The organism is Microbacterium psychrotolerans, assembly GCF_031085295.1.
GTDB classification, from domain to species: Bacteria; Actinomycetota; Actinomycetes; order Actinomycetales; family Microbacteriaceae; genus Microbacterium; species Microbacterium psychrotolerans.
Genome location: NZ_JAVFWO010000001.1, coordinates 239,453 through 264,681 on the forward strand (window position 1 = coordinate 239,453; position 25,229 = coordinate 264,681).

Below are 25,229 nucleotides of genomic sequence, written 5' to 3' on the forward strand. Positions count from 1 at the left end.
ACCCGAGGAACACATGTACTCGCTCAACATCCTCCCGCTGGGCCCCGTCGCCGCGGGGACCGTCACCTCCGATGAGCCGCTGGCGCCGGCCGGCGGGGGAATCTCCACGGATGGCGCGTTCTCCTGCGCGACGGGTGGCAAGGCGTCCCCCACCTGGGAGCGACGTCCGGTCGCGCCGGTGCGGATCTACCTGGACGGGTGGTCGTTCTCCTTCTGGGCGGACGACGTCACCTCCGACTGGCCGCTGGTGGTCCGCCGCCCCGGCGGCGGGGGATGCATCGTCACCACAGCGACGGATACACGGGACGCCGAGTCCATCCTGGCCGCCGCCGCGCACCTCGGCCACGGCGTCCTCGCGCAGGTCGACGCGGATCCGGAGGACTCCTTCGAGGCCGCGCTGGCGCGCAACCGGAGGCTCTTCAGCCCGACCTGGCTGGGTCTCAGCCGCGACATCCGCACCTTCGGCATGAGCTTCCGCGACATCGGCGCGAGCGGGACACCGGAGCGGATGTGGGACTGGATCGCGCCGCAGTGGAACGGACAGCCGGTGAAGCTCGCGGAGGCGCCGGGAGTCGGCGTCCGCTACCAGTTCATGCTGGGCCGCGGCATCGGCCCGCACGTCGACATCACCCGCCGCCTGCTCGACGGCGTGCTGCCCATCCTGACCGCCGAGCTCCGCGACGGCGGAGTGCTGTACGAGGTCGAGGCGTTCGTCACGTGGGAGCGGCGCGAGCTGACACAGGATTCGGTCGAAGGGACGCCGTATCTGATGGCCGACGGCCGGACCGACGGTCACATGTTCACGACCGAGCAGCAAGTCGCGCACGACGACCAGTGGTCGCAATGGGAACCCGACGAGGAGACGGCGCTCTTCCTCCGGGTGAGAGCCACCAACACTGAGGAAGCGCCGCGTTTCGCCTTCCTCACCACGCCGGCGCCGTACGGCGAGGACCAGCACCATCCGCTGCCGAGCACCTTCGAGCCGCAGTCCGGCCACTACGCACTCGGCGTCGACCGGGTGTGCGTGACCGCCACCCAGGACGGCGGACCGTTGCGAGGCGAGGAGGTATCCCAGCTGTTGCTTCCCCACCGCTCGACGACCTTCGAGTTCCGCATCCCGCATCAGCCGATCAGCGGCGCGCGAGCCGAATCGCTGCGCGATCGCTCCCATGACACGGCGCGGGATGGCGTCGAGCAGTTCTGGCGGCGTCGGCTCGGCGCGGCTGCGCAGATCAGCGTTCCGGAGAAGCGGATCGACGAGATGGTGCGGGCCGGGCTCCTCCACCTCGACCTCATCACCTTCGGATCGGAGCCGGATGGCCCGCTCGCCCCGACGATCGGCATCTACGCGCCGATCGGCTCCGAGAGCGCCCCCATCATCCAGTTCTACGACTCCATCGGCAGGCCGGATCTCGCGGCGCGCTCGCTGGACTACTTCCTGGCCAAGCAGCATCCCGACGGCTTCATGCAGAACTTCGGCGGCTACATGCTCGAGACCGAGGCGACGCTCTGGGCGCTCGGTGAGCACTTCCGCTACACCCTCGACCGCGCATGGCTCTCGAGGGTGTTCGAGGCAGTCGCGCGCGCCGTGGACTACATTGCCCGCAATCGTTCGGCGCGGCGGGAAGCGGGGGATGCGCGGGGACTGATCGTCGGAAAGACGGCCGACCCTGATGACGTCTACGCGTCGTTCATGCTGAACGGATACGCATACCTAGGTTTGTCGCGCGCAGCGGAGATGGCGACGGCACTGGACGACCATCGCGCCGCGGTCTGGCATGCCAAGGCCGACGACCTGCGGCGCAATCTGCGGGAGTCGTTCTTCGCCGGCGTCGAGGCTTCCCCCGTCGTGCCTCTGAGCGATGGACGCTGGGTGCGCACGGCCCCACCCTGGCCGGGTTCCCCCGGACCGCTGACGCTCGATCGCAGCAATAGCCGGTGGTTCACCCACGGGTCCGGATCGGTGCGCGACACCCTTCTCGGACCATTGTGGCTGGCCGCGCAAGAAGTCCTGGATGCCGACGACCCCGCCGTCTCCGACATCCTCGACTATCAGGCCGAGATCCTCTTCCACGACAACGTCGCATTCAGCCAGCCGTACTACAGCCCGCACCCGCTGCTGCATGTGCGACGAAATGAGCCTCATCGCTTTCTGAAGGCGTACTACGCAGCGGCCGCGTCACTCGCCGACCCCGAGACCTACTCCTTCTGGGAACACTACTTCCACGCGAGTCCTCACAAGACTCACGAAGAGGCGTGGTTCCTCATGCAGACGCGATGGATGCTCTACCTCGAAGCGGGCGACACCCTCCGACTTCTGCCTGCCGTCCCTCGGACCTGGCTCGGCGCGGGGGAGACGATCTCGATCGAGGGCGCTCGCAGCTACTTCGGCGCCTTCGATCTGCGCGTAGAGGTCGATGCGGACGGCGAACGCATGCGGGCGCGATTGCACTGCGACCGTGACCGCGCTCCCCACACGGTGACGCTGCGATTGCCGCACCCGACCGGGCGTCGCGCACAGTTCGTCTCGGGCGGCTCCTATGACCCCTCTACCGAGGTGGTCACCGTCACGCTGCGACGCGACGCGACCGCGGAAGTGACTTTGCACTTCTGAACAAAGCGAAGTGAAACGTTAGCTTCCAAAGTCCCTCCTCGCGTCATTTCGCAACACAATTGAGGCTTGACACCGCATAATTACTAGCGCTACGAAGAGTATAACGTTTCACTTCGACGCGCTTTCTCTTGCGCGCCGGGGGCACTGAAACACGAGCCGGGCGGTTGCGCTCCGGTTCGAATCGGCCAGCTACGAAGAGGAAGCATCGATGCCATCACCTGTGAGACGACTTCTCACGACCGCTATCGCCGCCGCTGCGGCGACCGTCACGGTTGCCGCGGTTCTCGCGGTCGCCCCCCTGTCGGCCCAGGCGGCCGACACCGCGTACTACGTCAACAACCTCGAGGGATCGGGTTGCTCCGACAACGGTCCGGGCACCAGCCCTGAGGCGCCGTGGTGCACGTTCGCTCCGGCTGCCGCACGCACTCTCGGACCCGGCGAGAGCCTCCTGCTGGCCCGCGGCGCCTCGTGGTCGCAGCAACTGAAGATCGGGCTGCACGGCAGTGCCACGCAGCCCGCGACGATCGGGGCATACGGCACGGGCCCGGCCCCCCGCATCCTGAACAACAGCATCGGCATCGGCCTTGACCTCACGGACCCGAACCACGCCGTGATCGAGGGCCTGGACATCGGCGAAGAGCCGGCGCCGGGTGAGCGGACGCTCGCCTACGGGATCATGGCGACCTATACGACCCTGGGCAACGAAGATCTCACGTTCTCGAATCTGAACCTTCATGACACGTGGCAGATCGCGCTGCTCGTGCGATCGACGTCGGCGCAGACCGCCGACCAGACCGGCCTTACGGGTCTCACGTTCTCCGACATCACCACGACGGGCAACGCCCAGGGGATCGCAATCACCGGACAGGGCACGATCACCGACGCTGCCGGAACGCCCACGCCCGGCAACGACAGCTCGAAGGTGTTCCGCGAGGTGCTCGTCGACCGTTACCACTCGATCAACGACGACGCGAACCAGGAACTCGACCGCGTCTCCGAGTTCGGAGTGTCGTGCGTCGCGCTCACCCTGCAGGTGGCCACCGATGTCGTCGTCCGCAACTCGGTGCTCGACGGCGCCGGCGCATGCCGCACCGCGGTCGGCACCACAGCGCTGTTCCTCGGCGTCGTGAACCACGTGCTGCTCGCCAACAACGTCATCGTGAACACCCCCAACACCATGAACCCCGACATGGTGGGGATCGACTTCGAGTCACGCACCAACGATGTGACCCTCGCCGGCAACTACTTCGCCGACAACTACGGCGGCGCCGTCGAGTACCTTGCGATCCACGGCGCCGGCGACTATTCGTTGAACCACGTGACCACCGGCAATGTGTTCGCGAACAACGGGCGGACCCACCTCATCCCGAACCCGGGCGGTGGCGCGATCAGCCAGCTCGGCAATGGACCCACAGTTGAGGCGACGATCACCGACAACCTGTCGTTCGAACCGTTCAGCTTCCTCAGCGCGCACGCGGGCGGGAGCCTGTCGGGCTTCACCTCCCGCAACAACATCCCCGTCGACACGCGAGAGGACCTCTTCCCCGCCCTGGCGCAGTTCGGTGGCGACGCGTGGGGCTATCAGTCGGGCGGCGGTACGACGTGGAGCGATCTGTCGTTCGATGAGGACACCGCGTCGTACACCGGCAACGGCACGACGATCGACCGGTTCACGCTGACGCCCTCGGCGAGCTCCGGCGCCGCGCTGACCTGGACCGCCCCCTCGGACGGTGTCGTGAGCCTGCGTGGCTTCCCCCTCTCGTACGAGGGGACCGCCGCGGTCACCGTCGCCCGCAACGCGACGACGATCACGACCGCGAGCGTCGGGACCGCAGGAGTCTCCGTGCACGCCGACGATGTGACAGTCTCCAAGGGCGACGTCCTCCGTTTCTCGGTCGCGGAAGGATCGAGCACCGTCAGCTGGGCGCCGTCGGTCGCGTACTCGTCCCGAGCAACGACGACGGACGCCGCCGGCGAGTGGACCTTCTCGGTCGCCAACGACCCGCAGGGATGGTCGTCCGATGCTCCGGCGACGATCGCACGCGGTTACGTCGCGCTCACCACGTCCGCCGGCGCTGCGACACTCGACTCCCCCGGAGCCCTCGGGTTGTCGCCCGCAGGAACGGCGTTGCGTCTGCGCTATAACAACGACACGGCCGCCACTTCGGGTCGGGTCTACTTCACCACGAGCGCATCCGAGTCGTTCACGGAGGAGCGGTCGGTCGCGTTCGAGCTCAACCCGCGCACCGTGACCGGCATCCTCGAGGGATTCCAGACGGTCGTCGTGCCGATGTCGGAGAACACCGAGTGGAACGGCACGGTCGAGCGGATCCGGATCGTGCTCGACGGCCAGCCGGGCACGTTCCTGATCGACAGCGTCGCGCTCGTCACGCCGCCTGCCGACGGCTGGGAGTTCGACACCGCAGAAGGCTGGACCGCGAGCCCCGACGTGCGCTGCTCCACGGCAGGCACCCCGTCCGCCGCGCCCACGGTCGATGTCGACAACACGGCCGGCGGCTTCGCCACGTACGCCGACCTCAACTGGAACTTCGGCCGCATGCAGCAGTTCGCAGTGAGCACTCCGCGGCTCGCGCAGATCGATTTCTGGGCGTACAAGACCGGCAATCCGCAAGGATGTCTGTTCTTCCGTGTCATCCAGATCACCGATTCCGCGACGCACACCGGCACCCTGCTGTTCACGGGTGCGGTACCCGCCTCGGCGGTGACCGAATCGGGCGACTTCGTCAGCATCTATCCGGGGCTCTCGGATCTCGACACGGATGCGACGTACGCGCTGCAGATATTCAGCCCCTACGCGATCCCGGGCACGGGCACCTACGGCGTCGCGTTCAGCGATGACCCGGCCAAGCCTGCCGCCTCCTTCGGTGCGCTCTACTCCCCCGACGGCCGGGGCACGTGGTACGGGCCGGAGACCAACCGCAGCCTGAAGTTCCGCACGTACACGGCTGCGACGATCACTCCCCGGGACACCGGCGAAGGCTTTGCGCCCGTGACCGTGTCGGATGGCCTCGTGCAGGGCAGCGGCGGCTACGAGCCGGCGCTGCTGTCGCCGGCCGGGCTCGATCTGGACGCGTCCGAGACCCGGTACATCCATGTGCGAATGAGCAATCCCGACAACCGGTCCACCGGCTATCTGTTGTTCACGACGACGGACGAGCCCGAGTTCGACCAGCCCGGCAACGGGTGGCCGGTGCCCAACGAGGTGGGCCACAAGGGCATCGCGTTCTCGCTCGAGCCGGGTGCGGAACTGCACGAGTACACCCTCGACATGTCGAGCATCTCCGGATGGACCGGCACGATCACGCAGATCCTCCTCCAGCCCGCGACACGATGGAGCTACCGCATCTCCGACCTCAATCAGACCTGGTCGGGCAAGATCGACTACATCCGGTTCTCGGCCGATGGGCTGGGTTCACCCAGCGAGCCGGGCGAACCGGGCGAACCGGGCGAGCCGGGCGAGCCGACGCCGCAGCCCACCGACGGCTCCACGCCTCAGCCGACCACGCCGGCTGCCGGTGGGGGCGGTGACTCACCGCCAGGAACGCCGGCGGCCGGATCGTCCGACGGCGGCACTCTCGCCTCGACAGGCCTGGCCTTCGGGTTCGGCGGCCTCGCCCTCGCCGCGGTCCTCGCCGTGGCGACCGGCGTGATCCTTCGTTCCCGCCGGCAGGGCACGCGGGAGAGCACGGAGCCTACGCACGACTGACGCCTGACCCAGCGGCGGCGCGGCGCGATCCCGATCGAAGGGATCGCGCCGTTGCCGTCGCTTTGTCGTCAACTATCCGCAGTTCCATCAGGTGCGAACCCTCCAGCGGCCGCAATATTGCGGAGGTTCCCAGGCGCCCGTCGCGAAGTCAGCCTCTGGTGTGATCCCTCTCGACGCCGTCGTGGCGACATGCGGCTCGCTGACAGGCCTGGATATTGCGCGCTGCTGGGGGTGCGACATCCCGCCCCCAGCCCTCGGAGGTCACTCCGCGAGCCACGGAACCGTCGCATACGGCTCCCCCTGAACAGGGCGAACTGGTCCGAACGGCGTCGAGCGGGTGGCTCGGGTCCCGTGTTGGGGGCACAGAGAAAGGCCGTGGTCTGGCAGGATGCCAGACCACGGCCGGGGGGGGTGACCGCTACGAGGTGTAGGCCACTGAGGGAGCCCAGCTCACCGTGCCGCCATTGGCGGGCACCACGAACCGAAGCACATCACCCGCTGCGACGGTGATCCCGTCGGCCGCCGTGGCGACCCCGGTGGTGTTCGCCGCGACGGAGGTGACCGCGACGCCGTTGCGCGTGACCGTCACCGTCGGCGTACCGGAGTTCGCGACCGCGTACCCGCGGACGCTCACCGTCCCCGCTGTGGGGGCGGTCCACGTCAGCGCCGCCGCACTCGTCGACGACGGCGTCAGCGTGAAGCGACCGATCGCCACGCCCGCCCCCGTGTACGTGGCGGTCGACGAGGCGTACGTGAGCGCGGTCCATGTCGATCCGGATGCGCGCTGGTAGCCCCAGGGCGACGCTCCAAACTGCGCTGCGGACTGCGAGGCCTTCGAGCTCGTCGTCACGACGACGTTGTCTGCGGCCACGGTGAAGCCGGCGGTCGTGCCCCCGGCGTCGGCCGTGACGGTTCCAGACGGCTGGTACGCCACGTTCTTGGTCACGCTCACCTGTACGGGGCTGTCGCCGCCCAGCTGTGCGATCGCGCCGTGGCCGTTCGCGCCGTTGCCGTAGAACGCATTCGAGGACACCACGTGGTTCGTCGAGAAGTCGGCGCTGCCGTGGATGGCGAGAAACTCGATGGCGGCCCCGTAGTTGTCACCGAAGTAGTTACCCGCGATCGTGACGTCATTGGTCATTGACTCGAGGTCGATGCCGCACATGTCAGGGCTTCCCGTGTTCGGCGTGTTCACCACCATGCTGTTGACGAAACGCACATGGTTCACACGACCGAGGAACACCGCCGTCGTGCCCACCGCCGTGTAGCAGGAGCCCTCGGTGTCGAAGACCGAGTCGCGCACCACGACGCTGCTCGCATACTGCAGCGTGAGCCCGGCGCACGGCACGCCGTTGCCGGGGTTGCCGACGGGCACGTTCGCATCGTCGTGCGTCTCGGCCACAGCATCCACCAACACGTTCGTGAATGTCTTGGACCCTTCTGAGCCGGGCGTCGGCGTCGCGGGCATATCGGTGAAGGCGCCCTGGCCGACGGTGGCGATGCCCTGCGCATTGTGCGTCGTGGTGACCCGGGCGAAGGTGAGTCCGTCCAGCGCGGTCTGGGTGACGGATTGGGTCGCCGTCGAGCGCACGAGGATGCCGATCTGCACGCTGTCGTGCACCGACAGGTCGGAGAACGTCAGCGAGTGGTGGTTGAGCGACGTGTAGGTCGCCATGATGCCGTACGAGAGGGCACCGAGCCCCGCCGACGTCTTCGCGCCGATGTCGAGGTTCGAGATCACGGCGTAGTCGGGGTTGGTGAGCGCCAGCCCGGTGCCGGTCGAGGTGGCCAGTATTCGGGGCAGTGCTCCGGTGCCGTAAGCGCCGATGGTCGCGACGCCGCTCGCGGTGCCGGCGAGCGTGGGATTCAGCTGCTGCGACCAGGACGCCCCTCGGGCGAGCAGCAGGCTGTCGCCGGCACCGAGAGTGAGCGCGTTCGCGGGGGTGAACGTGCACCACGGCGTCGTGGTGCTGGTGCCCGACCCGGAGTCCGAGCAGTTCGAACCGGTCGAGTTGTTGACGTAGTAGGTCGTGCCGGCTGCGAATGCGGGCGCCGGGGCACCCGCCATTCCCAGCGCGATGATGCTCGCAGCCGCGGCCAACGCCAGCGTGCGAACGGTCGGACGGGACAGTTTCATATCGTGCTCCCTCATTGGAACGGACTTCATGGATGCTGTGCGTAGGGCTGGTGCGGGACCCCCGGGGTGCCCGCGCAGAGGCGTCGCTCTGCGTGGGCACCCGGGGTGATCGGTGCGAGCGGGTTAGCGCCGGGAAGCGTCGACGGTGCCGCTGTCGAGGCGGACGTAGTCGATCTTCCCGTTCCAGGTCGCGCTGAGATCGCCGTTGGTGCGGTAGCTCCACCGGAACCCGGGCTCGATCATCAGTTGCGTGATCGTGCCCTTCCATCCGGCCACCTTCGACATGTCGAGGGTGTAGTCGTGGTACTCGGCGCCGGGCTCGAGGGCGAACACGACTCCCTTGCCGCCCGTCTCCTCCGGCACCGGCCACCCGTCGCCGGGACGGTCGTACTCCGGGTCCGCCGCGGTCGTGAACAGCAGGTATGCGACCTGGCGGTTGTCGGGGTTGTTCATCCGGATGTGGATGTACCGCGTCGACTCCGCAGGGATCTTCAGCTTCTTCGGCGAGCGCAGCGCGGGCTCCCATCCGCCGACGCTCCCCGCGACTCCGTCCGCCACGGCGACCGGGGTGAAGCCCGCTGCCGTGTCCTGCGCCGCGATGACCCGAGCGCTGTACGTCTTGAACTTCAGGCTGCGCGACGCCTCGGGCCCGTGCCAGACCCCGCCGTTGTCGACGGAGTAGTACTCGCCGAATCCGGCTGCCGGCTTCGCCGGGTCGTCGCTGTAGCCGACGCCGTAGGTGCCGCCGCCAGGGATGACGTACGGGTTGAGGATCTGCAGCGCGTACGTCGCCGAGGTGTCCAGACCCCTCAGCCCCGGGTAGATGCTGACGAAGCCGCCCGCGGTGCTGACCTGCGCCGGCGAGACCGATCCGGTGAAGAGGGTCGTGCCCTTGTGGGTCGCCCCATCGGTGATCTTGACGACTCTGACATAGAGGCATCCCTGCGGGTCGCCTTCTTTGAACGCCCAGACGTCGATCTGCGCCAGCTTCGACGAGCGCACCTTGAACGTCTGCAGACGGGTGTTCAGCCAGTTGATATCGGCGTATTGGTTGAACGTTCCGGCGGTGTTGTCGAGGTCGACGACGGGCTTGGCGGAGGGCGTACCGGCCGAGGCGCACGCCGCGTTGGGGTTCTCGGTCCAGCCGGCGGCTGAATCGAACTCCCACCCCTGATGGACCGGCTTCGCGAGCTCGATGCTGTCGATCAGGATCGGCCCGGTCGCGTCGGTGAAGACGATGCGCAACTGCTGGATCTTGTTCTTCCAGCCCTTGTTGCCCGACAGCGGGATGATGACGCTCTGGTAGCCCTCGGCCTTGCCGGTGTCGCTCCTCGGGTTGATCGAGAAGGCCACGGAGTCCTTCTCGCTGAAGGCGCCGCCGTTGTTCGTGGCGAAGTAGACGCGTCCCTCGGTGGCACTCGTGCCGTTCTGGTACGTCAGGCGCAGGCTGGTGCTTGCCGCCGCAGACAAGCTGAGCTTGGATGCCGACTCGATCGTGGTCGTTCCCCCGGTCGCGGTCAGCGCGAGAACCCCGCGCCGTGCGCCGGCGGGCACGTTGCTCTTCCAGCCGCCGGTGTCACCCGCGACCGAGAACGTCCACTGCCCGACCACGTCGGTGGACGCCGACTGCGACGTGTACGCGATGGCGGGCGCGAGGCTCACCGTTCCGCCGCCGGCAGCGACGGCGAACCGCACCACGTCGCCGTCGCGTACGCTGACGTCGTCGGCGTTCAGGTTGAGGCCGGATGTGCCGGCCTGCCCTTCGGCGACGATCCTGCCGTTCACCGTGACCGTGACGGTCGCGTCCATGGCGTGGGCGACGGGGAACGCGCGCAGGCTGATCACGCCCGAGCTCGGCGCGGTCCACGCGATGCCCGCGGCGCTGGTCGCCGACGGCGTCACGGTGAATCGATCGATCGACACCCCGACCGCGCCGTACGACGAGGTGGACGAGTCGTACGGCAGCGCCGACCAGAGGGTCCCGGCAGCACGCTGGTAGCCCCACCGGGAGTCGTCGTCCTCATACTGCGCCGCGGACTGGAAGATGTCGTCGGCGGCCGATGTCAGCACGTTGTTGGAGGTCGTGAAGCCCGCGGTGCTCCCGCCCAGGTGGGCGTTGAGGAGTCCGTTCGGCTCGTACGCGAGGTTGTCGTTCACGGCACCCTGCACGATGTGCCCGCCGCCGATCTGGGCGATCGCACCGTCACCGGGGTACGGGATGTTGTTGGACATGCCGTTGCGCACGAAGACGTTCGAGGTGAGCAGGTTATCTACCGAGAAGTCCTCGGCGCCGTGGATCGCGAGGTACTCGACCGCCCCGCCGTAGTTGTCGCCGAAGTAGTTCCCGGCGATGGTGACGTCGCTCGTGAAGGCCTCGTGGTCGATCGCGACCATGTCGGCATTCTGGGTGTTGGGGGTGTTGACGATCATGTTGTTCGCGATGAGCACGTTCTGCAGACGCCCCAGGAAGATCGCCGCGGTGCCGTATGTCGTGCGGCATCCTGCCGATCCATCGAGGATCGAGTCGCGCACCACGACGTTGGTCGAGTTGATCAGGGCGAGGCTGTCGGGGCAGCCCACGCCGATCTGCACCGGCACCTCGGCGGGATCCGGCTGGTTGCCGTCGTCGTCGACCTGATGGATGCCGTCGACCAGCACGTTGCGGAACACCTTCTCGCCGGCCTGGCCTGGCGTCGCGGTGATGCCGATGACGTCGGCGTCCTGCACGACCGTGATGCCGTGCGCGTTGTGGGTGGTGTGGATCCCTGAGAACGTCAGTCCGTCGAGCACCGTCTGATCGACCGTCACCGCAAGGATCGAATGCACGTGGATGCCCGATACGCGGTTGTCGTGCACCGACAGGTCGTCGAGTGTGAAGTCTTCATGGCCGAGCGAGGAGTACTCCACGAGCATGCCGTAGTCCAGTACGCCGGTGCCGGCGTCGTTCTTCTCCCCGATGTCGAGGCCCGTGACCACCGCGTGATCGGGGTTGGTCAGCCAGACACCCCGGCCGGTGGCGTTGCCCAGAATGCGCGGCGCCGCACCCGAACCATACGTGCCGACGGTCGCCGGGTGCTCGGCGCTGCCCTGCAACCCCACGACGAGCTGCTGCGACCACGCGGCGCCCTTCGCGAGCAGCAGACGGTCGCCCGCACCGAGCGTGAGCGGGCCGGCCGGCGTGAAGCTGCACCACGGGGAAGCCGGATCGGTTCCCGAGCCCTCGTCGGAGCAATTCGATCCACTCCTGTTGTCCACGTAGTAGGTAGTTCCGACCACGGAAGGGGCGGCGGTGGACGAAGGCGGTGCGGTAGGTCTGGTCTCGGCCGCGACGGACGGCGCAGCGCCGAGGACGCCGGTTACAAGAGCACCGGCGAGCGCAATGGTGAGAAGGGATCTGGGTGACGAGCGCATTCGAATTGCTACCTCACTGGAGCAGACGAGTAGGGACGATGGCGTGCTGTCAAAGCGAGCACAGCCGGTAAAACGATTCATTGATATTGGCAAGCGGACCCACCTGTCAAGAGCGGACTTCCCGACACGTCGCCACCTGCAACCGTCCAAAATCCGCACATCGCGAGGCAGATCGCGGCGAAACGGCCACCATCACCGCCGGTGAATGCTGTATAAATCCATTCATCCAAACGACAACACCCCGAGCGTGCGGTTCGGGTATCGGCCGGAACACCGACGGCCTCGCGGTGCGGCAGTGGCAGACGCTCGGACTGGCCCCAACGATTCGCGGGCGAGAAACGTCGCCATGCCGGCACCACCGCGTCATCTGTTCGCCGACGTCGGGCGGTCGATCTTCGACGAGACGTGCGCATGGCTCGCCGCCGATCCCACGTCGCCCATTCGCCGCCATACGCCCGCCACGGAGGACGCGGACGCCGTCATCGACGTGCGAGGGATCGTCCAGCACCCACACCGCGACGTGCAGTTGGACGATCTCCCCGCGCTGCTTCGACCCCGCAAGGGACGCTTGGGGCTGGTCGACACTGAGAAGGTATTCAGCAGCGTCACACGCGAGGGGGACATCTACGCCGCGAGGCACGTGGACCGCCTCCGGGGTGCGGCTATCATCGTGCGCCCCGACCAGCACGTCCCGCACGTTCTGCCGCTGGACGATCGAGCAGGCCCGACCGACTACTTCGCTGGCGTCCTGAGCATTACCGCAATCCACCGGTCCGAACCCGCGCCCGCAGCCACGAGCGTGCGAACGTGAACGTTCCGAGGTCAGTCAGCGTCAGCAGGACCCCGGTGTTTCCGTAACGGGAGCGAGGCTTGAGCGCGGGACCTCACGACTCCGGATCAGAACTCACCCAAAGCCATACCCAGTCGAAGGTAGAGGTCGGTCACAGCTTCGTCGTTCACGCTGTAGCGCACGACGATGCCCCTCCGGTCAGTCCCTTCAGCCCACGGCGGGTCGGAGGTCACCAGTCCGGCTGCCTCGAGTTCGTTGAGCCGGGGTTGGACGGTGGTGCTCACGAGTGCCAGCGCGTCGCAGATCGGGCGGATGGTTGAGCCCGGGTGGGAACGGACGTAGCGCAGGATCGAGGCTTTGACGAGATTGCCGAGGAGCGCGACAGGGTCCTGGGCGTCCTCGGAGCCGGCTGGCTGCGCTAGGCGTGGCATGGCTTCATTGTGGCGCACACGCTGCAGCGAGTCACGGCGATTGCACTATTTAGCCGTATTCAAACGGAGAATACTGCTATACAGTGTCTTCCGTGATGAACCCCGAGCTGAACCACAAGCTGCCGGATAGCCCGGCTCGGCTCGCCATGTCCCCCGAAGTACCTACAGACGTATCCCTGATCGAAGGGCTAAAATCACCCGCGCCGCAGAACCTATGTGCCCCCTCCTCCCCAGCCGACGTTCTTGACGAAGTTATCCTCAGTTGGGCGAAATTCCCCATTTCGGGTATTGCGCTGGTGCGTAGACTGCCGTCACGGCGACCGTCCCCCACCGTTTCTGGCCCGTGTGCGGTCGCCGTCCTGGATGAGCAGGAGGGCTGACTGGTGTCGACGAATCAGGCTTCGGGGCGGCGCGGATTCGTGTGGGCGATCGTCGGCGGCCTCGTCCTCATCGCCGGGATCGTCGCGATCATCGTCAGTTCCCTGCTAGTTCAGCCCGCACCGTCCCCGACTGGAGACGCCACGCCCCCGCCAGCCATGCCCATGCCGACCGCGGGGGCGTCGACGGGTGAGGTCGTGGATGCGTCGGTCGCTGAGCAGGGTTGGCTTCCCGAGCCGATCACAGCCGACCGCGAGGTGTACATCCGCTCCGCACTCGAAGCAGCCGCAACCTTCGACACGCAGAAGAGCACGCGCGAGGACTGGCTCGACTACCTCGATACCTGGTTCACCCCGGATACGCGCTACACCGCCGAAGCCGACCAACAGTCCGCTGTGGAGGCATCACAGGTCGAACTCCGAACAGGGGTCGTGTTGCCGCAGGAGGAGTGGGACTCGCTCGCGCGTGAGGAGGGCCGCGTGGTCGCAACCGCGAGCGGAGATGTGGTCTACGTGCCCGTGACGGATGACGCGTCGGGTGACATGTCGATCGGCACGTCGGATGTGACGTTGACGTTCACCCGGTCCGATGGCAGCGGCGCGGAGACATCGTATGAGGAGCAGGTGCGGGTGAGCGTGCAGGTACTGTGCGGTCTGGAGTCGGTGCCGACACCGGATTCCGCGCAGCAGGCGGGCGATTGCAAGGTAGTCCGCTACTTCACGGAGCCGTTGGAGCCCTGACATGGGAGCCCCGGTGATCACCGCCGCAGCCCTCAACTCGAGGACCGGCCGGAAGGTCCTGGCAGGGGCACTGCTCATAGTCGCCCTCGTGGTCGCGCTGCTGCTGACCCCACTGATTGCGATCCCCTTCGCCCTCGCCGGCAGTGTCGCCGCCACCGTTCCCACGAAGGTCGACGCCGCGCCGGTGGCGAGCGGGGAGTGGGGCCTCCCCTTGGCTGGCGGCTACTCGAAGGGGCGCGGGTTCGGCTACAACCCGGTGCAGGGGTGCGGTTACTGCTCCACAAATCATCAGGGTTACGACATGGCCCAAGGGTGCGGCTCCACCATCTACGCCGCTGGTCCGGGCCGTGTGATCACGGCGGGGTCGTGGCAGGGATATGGGAACGCGGTACGTATAGATCACGGGGATGGGCTCGTAACGCTCTACGGGCACATGCAATGGGGATCACTGCGCGTGTCGGTCGGCGAGGAGGTCGCCGCGGGTGCGCCGCTGGGGGCGGAGGGCAACACCGGGAAGTCGTTCGGATGCCATCTGCATTTCGAAGTGCAGAAGTCCGGAACTCCGGTTGATCCGGAGCCGTTCATGGCCAGCCAAGGCCTGCAACTGAAGTAGCAACCAGCAAGGAGCAGCCCATGCGAACACTCATCGTCCCGGGTGATGTCGACGTTCCCGACATCCAACCGGACTTCTCTGCCCCGTTCTTCCAGGGCTTCCAGGTGATCGTGTCCTACCTGCTGGCCGGCGCGATGCTGGTGGTGTTGGCCATGCTGATCATCGCCGGCGCCGCCCTCGCGTTTCGCGGCCTGGCGTCTGATCGGGTGCGGACCTGGGCGGGCGAGAACATTCTGTGGATCTTCATCGCCGCCGCCGTGCTCGGCGCCGCATCCGGCCTGTTCGCCTGGTTCGTGAACTTCGACTTCGGATTCTGATGAACCTCCAGCGGGCAGTCCGCCTCGGCCTCGCCGTCGGCATCGCCCTCGCTCTTGGGACCGGCGGCGCTGCGCGGGCCGCCTCGGTCGATGCCGTGGTACCGGTAGCGACGGACGTGGTGACTGGGGAACCCTGGTCGCCACCCGCCTTCGCCGTGGAGTGCCAGAACGCGATGGGGCAGGTGAGCTGCACGCCGACCGATCCCAACAAGGTCACGGCCCAGCAATGCTTCATGGGTGTCTCGCTAGGTGGAACCAGCGCGACCGTGTGCACGACCTACGAAGGTCACGTACACGCGATCCAGACCGATGGAGGCCGAGCACTCACGGTCAAATACGGATGCAGTCTCGGGGATGCGGTGTGCCTCACGTTCGAGAACGCGGGGCGAGGAATGGCGTTGGCGGCGACGGGGGTGATGTTCCTTGTGGCGGACAATATGCGGTTCGACACGTCGACGTTGCTGTGGACGGCGGCGGTGGAACAGTGGTCGTTCTGGCAGTGGGCGATCCTGATCATCACCTTCGGGGCGATGGTGTGGGCCATCGCCGCCGCCGTCATCTCCGGAGACCGGGACGAACTCGTCGGGGCGCTGGTGCGCTCGTTCATTGCGATCCTCGCCGTGCCGCTCACGCTGTGGCTGACCGGGCACCTGCTGAACGCGGTCGACGATATGACCTGGTACATCCTCAATGGGGACGGGGCCGCCTCGTTGTATTCGACGTTGCAGTCGGTGATGTGGGCGGGCGGGCAGGCGAATTACTTTTTCGCGTTCCTGATCCACGGGCTGCTGATGCTGGGGATGTTCCTGCTGATGCTGGTGTTCGCGTTCCGCAACATCGCGCTGGCCGCGCTGATCATGGTCGGCCCGGTGGCGTGGATGCTGTTCCCGGTGAAGCGCATCGGCCCGCAGTGGGTGGTCGGGTACGTGTCTGCCGTGATGGTGTTGCTGCTGACTGCGCCTCTTACGATCGGGTTCGTCACGCTCATTGTCAACGGGCTCGCCTCTGTGAAGACGATCTGGAACCCGCAGTCGTGGCCGCTGCTGATCGGGCTCGTGTTGGTCGCGTTCGCACCGTTCGCCATTTTCGGGCTGTTCAGCTTCACCGGGGCGGTCGCCGCCGACGCGATCGGTTCCCGGCTCGGCTCCCACGGCGGCCGGATGGCCGCGAACGGGGCCCGCGGGGTCGCCGCCATCCCCACCCGCCTCGGCGGCCTGCCCTCCGGCATCCGACCGTCCGGCTCCGGCGCCGCGTCGACGGGCCCGTCGTCGAGTCCCGCGACGGGACGATCAGGGCAGTCGACTGCACCGCGCGGTGCCGCATCTCCTGCGCAGGGCCGGAGCACGTCGACGTACAGCGGCGCCCCGACGACGGCCCCGCCGACCGGTGGATCGTCTTCATCACGTCCGTCGGCGACACCGGCACCGCAGCAGCCTCGACCTGAGGAGAGTTCGTCATGACTTCGACGCCCGAGTATGTGCGTCCGGTGCGGTTGCCGCGCCGATCCCGGCAGGGCGTCGTCATGGGCCTGGACCCGTGGCAGCTCGCCTTCCTCACCGCCGCTGCTCTCACCTTGCTGATCTTCGTGAACCGGTTTGGTCCGCTCGGCCTGCTCTACGGTGCCCCGGTTTACCTCGGGTTCGGGGTGACCGCGCTCACCAGCCTCCACGGGGTGTCGACGCCGCGGATGGCGGGACTGTGGCTGATGAAGCAGGTCCGGCACTTGGCCGGGGCGACCACCCACACCTACCGGCCGGAACGTCCGCACTTGGTTGGCACCCTGAACCTGCCCGGCACTCGCGCGTCCCTCCAGCTCTGGGATGCCGACGGGACCGCCGCCGTCTACAACCCGCAGGACAGGTCCGTGTCGGTGGTTGCGGAGCTCGAGGTGCAGGGGTTCCTGATGCACGACCTGCCGGAGCGGTATGACCTGGCGGAGCAGTTCGACCGGGTGCTGGGGCCGTTCACGCAACGGCCAGGAGTGAAGCGGGTGACGCTGCAGGAACGCACCCTGCCGACCACGATCCGCGCCGCCCGCGACCATTACGACACCGTCCGCCGTCTCCGCGACCTCGACCCCGACTCCCCCGTTGCCCACAACTATCAGGACGTGATGGACCGGTCCGAACGGTTCGAAGTCGCCCACCGCAACTACCTCATCCTCACCCTCGACCTGGTCACCCTCGGCTCCCAGCTGAAGGCCCTCGGCGGCGGCAAGGACGCGATCGTCTCGTTGGCACAGATCGAGGCCGGCAACCTCGCCGACGCACTCACCGCCGCCCAGATCAAAGTGCGCCACTGGCTCTCGCCACGCGATGTCGCCGCGTTGGGGCGGTTGGCGTTCGATCCAGAGTTCGCCCCGATCGTGCAGAACCGGCCCGACGTCGTAGCGGGGGTGGATCCAGTGGCGATCGGACCGATGTTCCTGGAGGAACCGAAGGGCCGCAACGGGATCGTGGTCACCGACTCCGGGGTGCACACCACGATGTGGGTGCACGAATGGCCCCGCTCCGACTCTCCCGTAGGGTTCCTGGCCCCTGTCGTGTTCGCCCGCCATCCCAACACCGGGGAAGCCATCACCCACATCTTCTCCATCGTGCTCACCCCGGTGCCGGTGTCGAAGGCGTTGAAGCGGATCAGGGATGAGAAGAAGGTGTGGCGCGGCAACGAGAAGTTGCGCGCGAAGCGCGGTGCGGACGGGTCGGCAGCGGATGCGGCGGACTGGCGGGCGCTGGAGCAGCAGGAGCAGGAGATCGCCAACGGGCACGGCGAGTTCCAGTACGGCGCCTACCTCACCGTCACCGCCCACGACGAGGAACGCCTCGACCAAGCCATCGCCGGAATGCGCAACGCGCTCTCGCGGGCGGGCATGGAGGCGCAGATCCTTTACTGCCAGCAGGCGGAGGCGTTTATGGTGAACGCGATCCCGGTCGGGTTAGGGATGAAGTAATGACCCGCCACGCCGCCACCTTCACCCCCACCGGCCTCACCCGCCGCGAGAAGCACGACCTGCAGAAGCAGATCACCCAAGCCCGCACCGAATCGCGGCCAGCCGGGTCGTCGCGACGGGACCGGTCACTGCCGGAGCCGGCGGTGCCGGGGCCGTTCGGGCCGGGGATCACGCAGCGCGGCTACTGGAATCTCGCAAAGGCGTGGATCCCTGCGCATCAGGCAACCTCGCAGCACATCGCCGGGATCTACCCGTTCGTCGCCGACTCCGGCCTCGGCCACCGCGGCCCCATCCTCGGCGTCGACCTCAACGCCGACGCACTCTGGCACTTCTCCCCCTGGGAGGCCTACGTCGACTCCACCGAACGCGGCACCTTCTCCACGAACATCCTGGTGCTCGGCGCGTACCGGGGCGGGAAGTCCGCCACCGTGAAGACCCTCGTCACCCGGTCGGTCGCGTTCGGGCACCAGGTCGTGGTGCCGTCCGACCCGAAGGGCGAATGGGTCACCGTCGCGGAGGCGATCCCCGGCGGCAGAGTGATCCGGCTCGGCGGCGGCACCGGCACCCGCCTCAACCCGCTGGACCGTGGCCCGCGTCGCACCGGAACGTCGGATGAGCAGCACGAGCAGATGGTGAAGCAGCGCCGCATCGGCACCCTCATAGCCCTCATCGAGATGACCCTCGGCAACCGGCTCACCGCCGTCGAACACGCCGCCATCCTCGACGCCCTCGAGTCCTGCATCACCCGCACAGGCGACCGGCCCACGCTCCGCGGCGTGTACGGGGAGCTCGGCCGGTTGGCGGGGGAGACAGATGCCGCGTTCCGGGCCGCGGAGGGGGCGATCCAGCCGCGGTTCGTGCTGCGCCGGTTCGTGGAGGGCGACCTGTCCGGGTTGTTCGAGGACGAGTCCACGGTGGAGTTCGACCAGGACGCCCCGATCGTCGTCACCGACACGTCCGAGCTGTTCGCCCGCGGCGACCTCGCCGCACAGCTGACCCAGGTGTGTTCCACCGCGTGGATCCAGGCGGTAATCAGTGATCGGGCGGCACGACGGACGCGATACGTGGTGCGGGAAGAGGGGTGGCGGGACATGACAAGTTTGTCGTCGCTGCAGATGTTCCAGCAGTGGCTGAAACTGTCCAGGCACTACGGGATCAGCAACATCGTCATCCTGCACAAGATGGGCGACCTCGACGCCGTCGGCGACGACGGATCCCTGGAACGATCGCTCGCGTACTCGATCGTCGGAGACATCGAGAACAAGTTCATCTTCCGCGTCAACCACCAAGAACAAGCCGCGCTACGCACCCGGCTCAACCTCCCCGCCCCGCACGTCGAAATGGCCAGGCAGCTCCGCAAGGGGGAGTTCCTCGCCTACGTGGGGCAGTACTCCTACCTGGTGGACTGCTTCGCCACCTCAACGCCGTGGGAGTACGAGCTGTTCGCCACCGACGACGCCGTGAACCCGGCCGACCTCGACGACGCCACTCTCCGCGTCCTCGCCCCCGACGAACTTGACGCCCTATGGCCCCAACCCGCCACCGAGCGTACCGAGGAGAGCGTCGACGGCTGGCTTCAACCGGGCGCCCGCGACCTGACCGAGGAGCTGTGAATATGAACATCGCCTTACACCCGCGCACCTACGCGACCGTCACCGGTCCGCACGCCACCTTCGTCACCCTCGACGGACACGCCGAATCCGTCACCCCCACCGGCGACGAGGACATCCGCCACGCCGTCGTCCGCCGCGCCACCGATGAGGCACGCCGCACCGGCACCTCCATCGAGTTGGTCACATCCGGCGACCGTGGCGAACACCACCTCCTCATCGACCCCGCCGGCGCCACCACCCCGCTCACCCGGCCGCCTGACAACGACGACACCGACGACGTAGACGAGCCGGAGTTGGGTGAGGACGGGGTGGATGATCCGGAGCTTGGCCTCGTCGACGTCGTCGCATCTTCAATGCGTGGAGAGGAGGTGACGGTACCGACTCCTCAGCCGGGCGACCGCCGCGCAAGCACCAGCCCGGCTGCGGAGTCCCCTACCCGCCCCACCTTCCTCACCCCCACACCCGATGCCACCACCCACCTCGCCGGATGGCGCGGGTTCCTCAAAGGCCTCGGGTTCACGGTGAAGCCGTCCGCGACGGAGCAGCGGCGGGCGGCTGAGAAGGCGGTGGTGTCGAGGCAGTGGGCGGGATGCCGCACCCTGGCCGTCGTGAACGGCAAGGGCGGTGTCGGCAAGACGATGACCACCGCGATGCTCGCTGCCGTGTACGCGCGGGAGGGTGGCGGGAACGTGTTGGCGTGGGACAACAACGACACCCGCGGGACCCTCGGCTGGCGCACCGAACAAGGCCAGTACGACACCACCCTCCGCGACCTGCTGCCGGTGGCGCAGTACCTGCTGGCTCCGGAGGCGGGGGTGTCGGAGATTGCCCGGTTCGTGCACCACCAGCCCGCCGACCGTTACGACGTGCTCCGTTCCAACCCGGAACTGCTCGCCACCGACCAGCGCATCGGGACGGCAGATTTCGATCTGTTGATGCAGGTCGCGGCCAGGTTCTACCGGCTGGTGATCTTCGATTCCGGCAACGACGAATCCGCCGAACGCTGGCTGCGGATGATCGACTCCTCCTACCAGCTCGTCCTGCCTACCCTCGCCAATCCCGAGTCCGCCGAGTCCGCTGCGCTCCTGCTCGACGCGCTTCGCGGCCGGGACGAACGTTCTGCGGCCCTCGCCGCCCATGCCGTGGTCATTGTCACCCAGGCCGAACCCACCGGCACCGCCGAGGCCCGCCGGATCGCGGACGGGTTCACCGGGCACGTCCGCGCCGTCCACACCGTCCCGTTCGACCCCGCACTCAAGGCCGGGCCGCTGCGGTTCGACAATCTGCGGCCCCGTACCCGAGACGCATGGTTGGCCGTCGCCGCCTCCGCCGCCGAGGCCCTCTGAATCGGGCAGACCCATGAACCAGGGCATCCTCGGGAAAGCAGTCGCGGTGATCATCGCCGCCGGGGTGCTGCTCGCCCTGGCCTTCGGGTTTCTCACCGAAGCGCTCACCGCCCTCGCCTGCGGCAGCCGTCCCACCCCCGCGCATCTGTTCGCCGGACTCGTGCTCGCGGTCACCGGCGACACGACCGCCTACACCGCGCCGTCCAGATGCGATCTGCCCGTCACGCTCATCCGAGTCGCTGACGTGGTCGCGGTGCTGCTGGTGGCGGCGTTGGCGTGGTGGGTGTGGGTGGCGGTGCGGCGGTATCGGGAGTCGGACCGGGCATTCATCACCGACCTACGCACCCGACCCGGCTTCGCCACCGCTTCCGAGATCCGCGACCACCTCTCCGCCAAGGCCGTGCTCCGCCGCGCCACGCAACTCCGCCCCGACATCTCCAAACCCACCGCGACCGATGTGGGTTGGCGGGTGGGGCGGTCCCGCTGGCAGGACGTGTACGTGTCGATCGAGGATTCCGTTGCCCTCGAAGGCCCTCCCCGGTCCGGTAAGGGGTACCGGGTGCTGATCTCGGCGATCCTGGACTGGTCCGGGCCGCTGATCACCACGTCGACCACGAACGACAACCTCACCGCGACGATGCGGATGCGGCAGACCCGCGGCCAGGTGCATGTGTTCGACCCGCAAGGCCTTTCCGGCATCCGCCACCCCCTCCGCATCTCCCCGATCGCCGGGTGCGAGGACCCGCTGGTTGCGATGCAACGCGGCGCCGCGATCATCACCGGTACGGCGCTGGGCGCTTCCCGGACCAACGAGGAATGGGCACAGGCATCCGGCGTGGTCCTCGGCCGGCTGCTGCACGCCGCCGCTGTCGGCGGCAAGACGATCTCCGAGCTGTACGACTGGGGAACCAGCCCCGCGCAGACCCGCGCGGCCGTGGACATCCTCAAGACGGATGGCACCCCCGGCTGGGGAGACAGCCTCGACGCCACCATCTCCGCCGACGAGAAGCTGGTCTCCTCCATCTGGTTCGGCGTGCAAGGCGCCGTCGCCCCGCTCGCCGTCCCGCAGATCCGCGAGGCCCTCCTCCCCCGCCCCGGCGACGAAGTGTTCGACCCGCGGGAGTTTCTGGACGCGGCGAACACTCTCTACTTGATCGGATCGTCGTCGGGGGCGTCGGCGATGGGCGGATGGCTCAGTGCGGTGCTCGATGACATTGTCGAGGTCGCGCGTACCACCGCGCTTGCCTCCCCTGGTTCACGGCTTCCTCACCCGCTCGGGCTGATCCTGGACGAGATCGCGAACATGTTCCGGTGGGGCAACCTGCCGCGGATCATGGCCGACGGTGGCGGCCGCGGGATCTGCACCTTCATCGTGCTGCAAGCCCTCTCGCAGGCCGAGACGTCCTGGTCCCGCGCCGAAGCTGACACCATCTGGGCCGCCGCCACCGCAAAAGTCCTCCTGGGCGGAGCCAGCCACGTCGACCACCTCCGCGACATCGAATCGCTGCTCGGCACCCGCGACACGCGCCGTGAGCAGCGCTCCTGGTCCACCCGCGAGGTCGGGCACTCCACCAGCGAGCATCATGAACGCCGGCCGTTGATGTCGGTCGACGAGATCCGCCGTCTGCCACCCAGCGTCGGGCTGCTCGCCTACCGCAACCGGCGCAGCGTGCTGCTCGACCTGGCCGGGTGGGACGAACGCCGCGACGCCGACATCATCCAGTCCGGCAAGCGGGCGACCGAACAGGAGCAGCGCACGGTGTTCGACACGCACTCCCGTGTCCCGAACTCCCAGACGTCCGAAGGTCCGGAGTCCGGAAGTTCCGAACCGGTGGAGGAGGTGAGGGAGGAATGAGCAACCGTCGCCGCCCGGCCCTGTTCAACCTGTATCGGAACGAGTTCCTCCGCTCGAAGGCGTGGTTCGCCCGTCGTGACCGCTGGTTCGCCCACCACGCCACCACCGGGCAGCCGCTCACCTGTGCCGGCTGCGGCAGGGCCGCCACCAGGTCCCAGTTGGAGCTGCACCACCTCGACTACCGGGGCGTGAAGATGAACAACGGGCAGTTCCGGGCGCTCGAGCCCGATGAGGACCTGGTGGCGATGCACCCGTACTGCCACGACCTGCTACACAGGCTCATCGACCGTGACGCCGTCCTCTCCCGCAACCGCACCCGCCGCGCCGCCTCCCACCTCGCCCTCGCCCGGCTCCGGCAGAAGTTGCAGCCCGACCACGGGAGTGCCGGATGAGCGACCTGCCCCCGCCGCCGGACTACGACGACGACATCGCCAACGACGTCTCCGGGTATGACCCGAACAATCGGTATGGGTCGTCGGAACCGCTCGGTGCGCACATCGTCAACTGGCGCACCCTCCCCGACCATAGGGCCGCCGCCGCTTGGGTGGCGCTGCGGGAGTGGGTGGAGTGGTTCACCGTCCGCTACCGGATCTCCGAATCCGTCGTGCCGGCCTGCTGGTACAAGCACGGGCAGCTCGTCGAAGAACTGTCCGCGCTGCACACCGCGCACACTGTCGCGTTCGATTCCACCGACGCCGGTTTCGGGCCGATCGGCTGGCACGAACGGCTCAGCCTCGCCCTGCCCCGGATGGCGAAGGCGTACTCCGGCGGTTGCGCCCGCGGACACGACCCCCTCAAGCCCCGCTCATGGGACGGGATCACCGATGAGCAGGAATGGGACGCGTGGACCACCCAGGCCCACGCCGTCGAGGCCCCTATTGCGGGGCCTCCTGACAGGAAGGAAGAAGGATGACCACCAGGATCCCCGTCACCATCGAGGGCAACCTCACCAGTGACCCGGAACACGGCAGCGCCGAATCGGGCAACGAGTACGCCCGGTTCACCGTCGCCGTCAACGACCGGCGCCTGAACGAGACCACCAACCGGTGGGAGGACGTGGGCACCGTGTTCCACCGGGTCGTCGTGTTCAACCAGCAGTCCCGGCACGTCGCCGACTCGCTCCGCAAGGGCGACTCGGTGATCGTCGCCGGTGACCTCCGGTTCGGCACCTATGTCGACAAGGAGACCGGACAGTCCCGGGAGACCCGCGACATCGTCGCGGACAACGTGGGCGCGTCGCTGAAGTTCGCCGACGTCAACGTCGACCGGTCCCCAAAAGCTAACGGCCCCGCAGCAGACGCTTCGGGGCCGGTAGCGACACCGGCCTCGTACGCCGGCGCCGACCTGTCACGCTGACTGAACCAACAGACAAGCGGGGCGAGAGTCACTGTACTCTCGCCCCGCCGCTCTGCGCAGCACGCACCCGGACCGCGGTCCCCTCGCGGTGCGCGACACATTACGGCGACATCCGGACAGTGCCGATGTCGCGGGCGTACTGTCGCGGGCGTGAGCGATCCCCTCGACGATGCGCAGACGCCGCGCTGTCCCGAGTGCTCCACCGTGCTGCGCGACTCCGGTCGCGGCTTCGTCTGCCTGCCGTGTCGCATCGTCGTGATCGGCAACATCCCCTCCGCCTGATCCAGCGCAACGGGTCGGTCACGTGTAGGTATGGTGGACGTGCCAGTCGTCGGCGCCGCGGTAGACGTCGAACATCAGCACGTCGCCGGTGTCGTTGACGGCCTGGAACCGCCACCCATAGAGACCTCGCGATGGTTCACCGGGGCTGGTCCAGATCGATTCGCGCAGCCGGGTCGGGGTGTCCGTGATGCGCCACCGGTGACCGGCGTAGAACATCCGCACCGGGATGTCGTCGACCATCCATATGGTTGCCTCGTGTTCGACCCGCGTCTCCGTCATGACATACGAGAATAGAACACATGTTCGACACTTGGTAAGGTCGTGGTGATCGGCCGGAGGAGGGGATCCGGGCGCCATGGGCAGCAATCGCAGGTACGCCGCCTACTTCGACCGGCAGATGGACAACCGCATCCTGCAGCGCATCGCCGAGGAGAACCCGTTGCAATCCCTAACCCCGCAAGAACGTCAGGAAGATAGCCTTCCGGTCACGCGGGACCCGAAGCCCAAGCTCTGTAAGGCGTGGGTGCGGTTCGGCCCGCATGCGCTGCTCGTCGATGCGGTCGTCGTAGTTTGGAACGACCTTGCCTGCGGCATCCAGTTCACCGTCGGCGACAAGGAGCTGCGCTGCTGGGTGTGGGCCAACGCGGTCCGCGCCGTCGCGTGAGGACC

General features: G+C 67.7%; 20 protein-coding genes. 16 read left to right on the forward strand and 4 right to left on the reverse strand.

Annotation, left to right across the window (positions count from 1 at the left end; all coding sequences use genetic code 11):
- Window positions 1-13: 13 nt before the first annotated feature.
- Together Q9R08_RS01030 and Q9R08_RS01035 are read left to right on the forward strand one after the other, a co-directional pair.
- On the forward strand, window positions 14-2,614 hold the full coding sequence (locus tag Q9R08_RS01030; protein ID WP_308865951.1) for a glucosidase family protein: 2,601 nt from the start codon (window positions 14-16) through the stop codon (window positions 2,612-2,614).
- 208 nt (window positions 2,615-2,822) lie between these two features.
- Window positions 2,823-6,341, forward strand: coding sequence for a hypothetical protein (locus tag Q9R08_RS01035; protein WP_308865952.1), 3,519 nt, complete (start codon window positions 2,823-2,825; stop codon window positions 6,339-6,341).
- A gap of 418 nt (window positions 6,342-6,759) precedes the next feature.
- Here the strand turns inward: Q9R08_RS01035 and Q9R08_RS01040 are convergent, their stop codons facing one another.
- On the reverse strand, window positions 6,760-8,478 hold the full coding sequence (locus tag Q9R08_RS01040; RefSeq protein WP_308865953.1) for a hypothetical protein: 1,719 nt from the start codon (window positions 8,476-8,478) through the stop codon (window positions 6,760-6,762).
- Between the two features lie 123 nt (window positions 8,479-8,601).
- Window positions 8,602-11,733: a right-handed parallel beta-helix repeat-containing protein gene (locus Q9R08_RS01045; RefSeq protein ID WP_308865954.1), complete on the reverse strand. Its 3,132-nt coding sequence runs from the start codon at window positions 11,731-11,733 to the stop codon at window positions 8,602-8,604.
- A gap of 502 nt (window positions 11,734-12,235) precedes the next feature.
- Between Q9R08_RS01045 and Q9R08_RS01050 the strand changes: the two genes are divergently transcribed.
- On the forward strand, window positions 12,236-12,700 hold the full coding sequence (locus Q9R08_RS01050) for an FAD-dependent phenol hydoxylase family protein (protein WP_308865955.1): 465 nt from the start codon (window positions 12,236-12,238) through the stop codon (window positions 12,698-12,700).
- An 86-nt stretch (window positions 12,701-12,786) separates the two neighbouring features.
- Here the strand turns inward: Q9R08_RS01050 and Q9R08_RS01055 are convergent, their stop codons facing one another.
- Window positions 12,787-13,110: a winged helix-turn-helix transcriptional regulator gene (locus Q9R08_RS01055; protein WP_308865956.1), complete on the reverse strand. Its 324-nt coding sequence runs from the start codon at window positions 13,108-13,110 to the stop codon at window positions 12,787-12,789.
- 575 nt (window positions 13,111-13,685) lie between these two features.
- Here Q9R08_RS01055 and Q9R08_RS01060 point away from each other — a divergent pair.
- The 12 genes from Q9R08_RS01060 (at window position 13,686) to Q9R08_RS01115 (ending at window position 24,560) form a co-directional block, all read left to right on the forward strand.
- Entirely contained in the window at window positions 13,686-14,228 is a 543-nt protein-coding gene (locus Q9R08_RS01060; RefSeq protein ID WP_308865957.1) for a hypothetical protein, read from the forward strand.
- An 88-nt stretch (window positions 14,229-14,316) separates the two neighbouring features.
- Window positions 14,317-14,841, forward strand: coding sequence for a M23 family metallopeptidase (locus Q9R08_RS01065; protein ID WP_308865958.1), 525 nt, complete (start codon window positions 14,317-14,319; stop codon window positions 14,839-14,841).
- A 20-nt stretch (window positions 14,842-14,861) separates the two neighbouring features.
- Window positions 14,862-15,158, forward strand: coding sequence for a hypothetical protein (locus tag Q9R08_RS01070; RefSeq protein WP_308865959.1), 297 nt, complete (start codon window positions 14,862-14,864; stop codon window positions 15,156-15,158).
- The gene (locus Q9R08_RS01075; protein WP_308865960.1) at window positions 15,158-16,618 is read left to right on the forward strand and encodes an LTA synthase family protein; all 1,461 of its coding nucleotides are present in this window, start codon (window positions 15,158-15,160) and stop codon (window positions 16,616-16,618) included. Before Q9R08_RS01070 ends, Q9R08_RS01075 begins: the two co-directional genes overlap by 1 nt.
- A 17-nt stretch (window positions 16,619-16,635) precedes the next feature.
- A complete protein-coding gene (locus tag Q9R08_RS01080; RefSeq protein WP_308865961.1) occupies window positions 16,636-18,108 on the forward strand; it encodes an SCO6880 family protein in 1,473 nt (490 codons plus the stop codon).
- Window positions 18,108-19,721, forward strand: a complete 1,614-nt coding sequence (locus tag Q9R08_RS01085) for a hypothetical protein (protein WP_308865962.1) — start codon at window positions 18,108-18,110, stop codon at window positions 19,719-19,721. Before Q9R08_RS01080 ends, Q9R08_RS01085 begins: the two co-directional genes overlap by 1 nt.
- Before the next feature lie 2 nt (window positions 19,722-19,723).
- Entirely contained in the window at window positions 19,724-21,067 is a 1,344-nt protein-coding gene (locus Q9R08_RS01090) for a MinD/ParA family ATP-binding protein (RefSeq protein WP_308865963.1), read from the forward strand.
- 244 nt (window positions 21,068-21,311) lie between these two features.
- Entirely contained in the window at window positions 21,312-22,922 is a 1,611-nt protein-coding gene (locus Q9R08_RS01095) for a type IV secretory system conjugative DNA transfer family protein (RefSeq protein ID WP_308865964.1), read from the forward strand.
- On the forward strand, window positions 22,919-23,314 hold the full coding sequence (locus Q9R08_RS01100; RefSeq protein ID WP_308865965.1) for a hypothetical protein: 396 nt from the start codon (window positions 22,919-22,921) through the stop codon (window positions 23,312-23,314). The genes Q9R08_RS01095 and Q9R08_RS01100 overlap by 4 nt, the downstream gene beginning before the upstream one ends.
- Entirely contained in the window at window positions 23,311-23,835 is a 525-nt protein-coding gene (locus Q9R08_RS01105) for a hypothetical protein (RefSeq protein WP_308865966.1), read from the forward strand. The genes Q9R08_RS01100 and Q9R08_RS01105 overlap by 4 nt, the downstream gene beginning before the upstream one ends.
- Window positions 23,832-24,278 (forward strand): single-stranded DNA-binding protein, encoded by a 447-nt coding sequence (locus tag Q9R08_RS01110; protein ID WP_308865967.1) that lies wholly within the window; start codon window positions 23,832-23,834, stop codon window positions 24,276-24,278. The genes Q9R08_RS01105 and Q9R08_RS01110 overlap by 4 nt, the downstream gene beginning before the upstream one ends.
- 150 nt (window positions 24,279-24,428) lie before the next feature.
- Window positions 24,429-24,560 (forward strand): hypothetical protein, encoded by a 132-nt coding sequence (locus Q9R08_RS01115; RefSeq protein WP_308865968.1) that lies wholly within the window; start codon window positions 24,429-24,431, stop codon window positions 24,558-24,560.
- A gap of 18 nt (window positions 24,561-24,578) precedes the next feature.
- Here the strand turns inward: Q9R08_RS01115 and Q9R08_RS01120 are convergent, their stop codons facing one another.
- Window positions 24,579-24,839 carry a hypothetical protein gene (locus Q9R08_RS01120; protein ID WP_308865969.1) on the reverse strand — a complete coding sequence of 87 codons (261 nt, stop codon included), beginning with the start codon at window positions 24,837-24,839 and terminating at the stop codon, window positions 24,579-24,581.
- A 76-nt stretch (window positions 24,840-24,915) separates the two neighbouring features.
- On the opposite strand from Q9R08_RS01120, the gene Q9R08_RS01125 reads away from it, so the two are divergent.
- Entirely contained in the window at window positions 24,916-25,224 is a 309-nt protein-coding gene (locus Q9R08_RS01125) for a hypothetical protein (protein WP_308865970.1), read from the forward strand.
- Window positions 25,225-25,229 lie beyond the last annotated feature (5 nt).

Coding starts and splice junctions, on each gene's coding strand:
- Q9R08_RS01085 (WP_308865962.1), top strand. CDS start 18,108: ATGACCCGCCACGCCGCCACCTTCACCCCCACCGGCCTCACCCGCCGC.
- Q9R08_RS01105 (WP_308865966.1), top strand. CDS start 23,311: ATGAGCGACCTGCCCCCGCCGCCGGACTACGACGACGACATCGCCAAC.
- Q9R08_RS01110 (WP_308865967.1), top strand. CDS start 23,832: ATGACCACCAGGATCCCCGTCACCATCGAGGGCAACCTCACCAGTGAC.
- Q9R08_RS01100 (WP_308865965.1), top strand. CDS start 22,919: ATGAGCAACCGTCGCCGCCCGGCCCTGTTCAACCTGTATCGGAACGAG.
- Q9R08_RS01035 (WP_308865952.1), top strand. CDS start 2,823: ATGCCATCACCTGTGAGACGACTTCTCACGACCGCTATCGCCGCCGCT.
- Q9R08_RS01075 (WP_308865960.1), top strand. CDS start 15,158: ATGAACCTCCAGCGGGCAGTCCGCCTCGGCCTCGCCGTCGGCATCGCC.
- Q9R08_RS01070 (WP_308865959.1), top strand. CDS start 14,862: ATGCGAACACTCATCGTCCCGGGTGATGTCGACGTTCCCGACATCCAA.
- Q9R08_RS01030 (WP_308865951.1), top strand. CDS start 14: ATGTACTCGCTCAACATCCTCCCGCTGGGCCCCGTCGCCGCGGGGACC.
- Q9R08_RS01120 (WP_308865969.1), bottom strand. CDS start 24,839: ATGACGGAGACGCGGGTCGAACACGAGGCAACCATATGGATGGTCGAC.
- Q9R08_RS01090 (WP_308865963.1), top strand. CDS start 19,724: ATGAACATCGCCTTACACCCGCGCACCTACGCGACCGTCACCGGTCCG.
- Q9R08_RS01040 (WP_308865953.1), bottom strand. CDS start 8,478: ATGAAACTGTCCCGTCCGACCGTTCGCACGCTGGCGTTGGCCGCGGCT.
- Q9R08_RS01055 (WP_308865956.1), bottom strand. CDS start 13,110: ATGCCACGCCTAGCGCAGCCAGCCGGCTCCGAGGACGCCCAGGACCCT.
- Q9R08_RS01050 (WP_308865955.1), top strand. CDS start 12,236: ATGCCGGCACCACCGCGTCATCTGTTCGCCGACGTCGGGCGGTCGATC.
- Q9R08_RS01125 (WP_308865970.1), top strand. CDS start 24,916: ATGGGCAGCAATCGCAGGTACGCCGCCTACTTCGACCGGCAGATGGAC.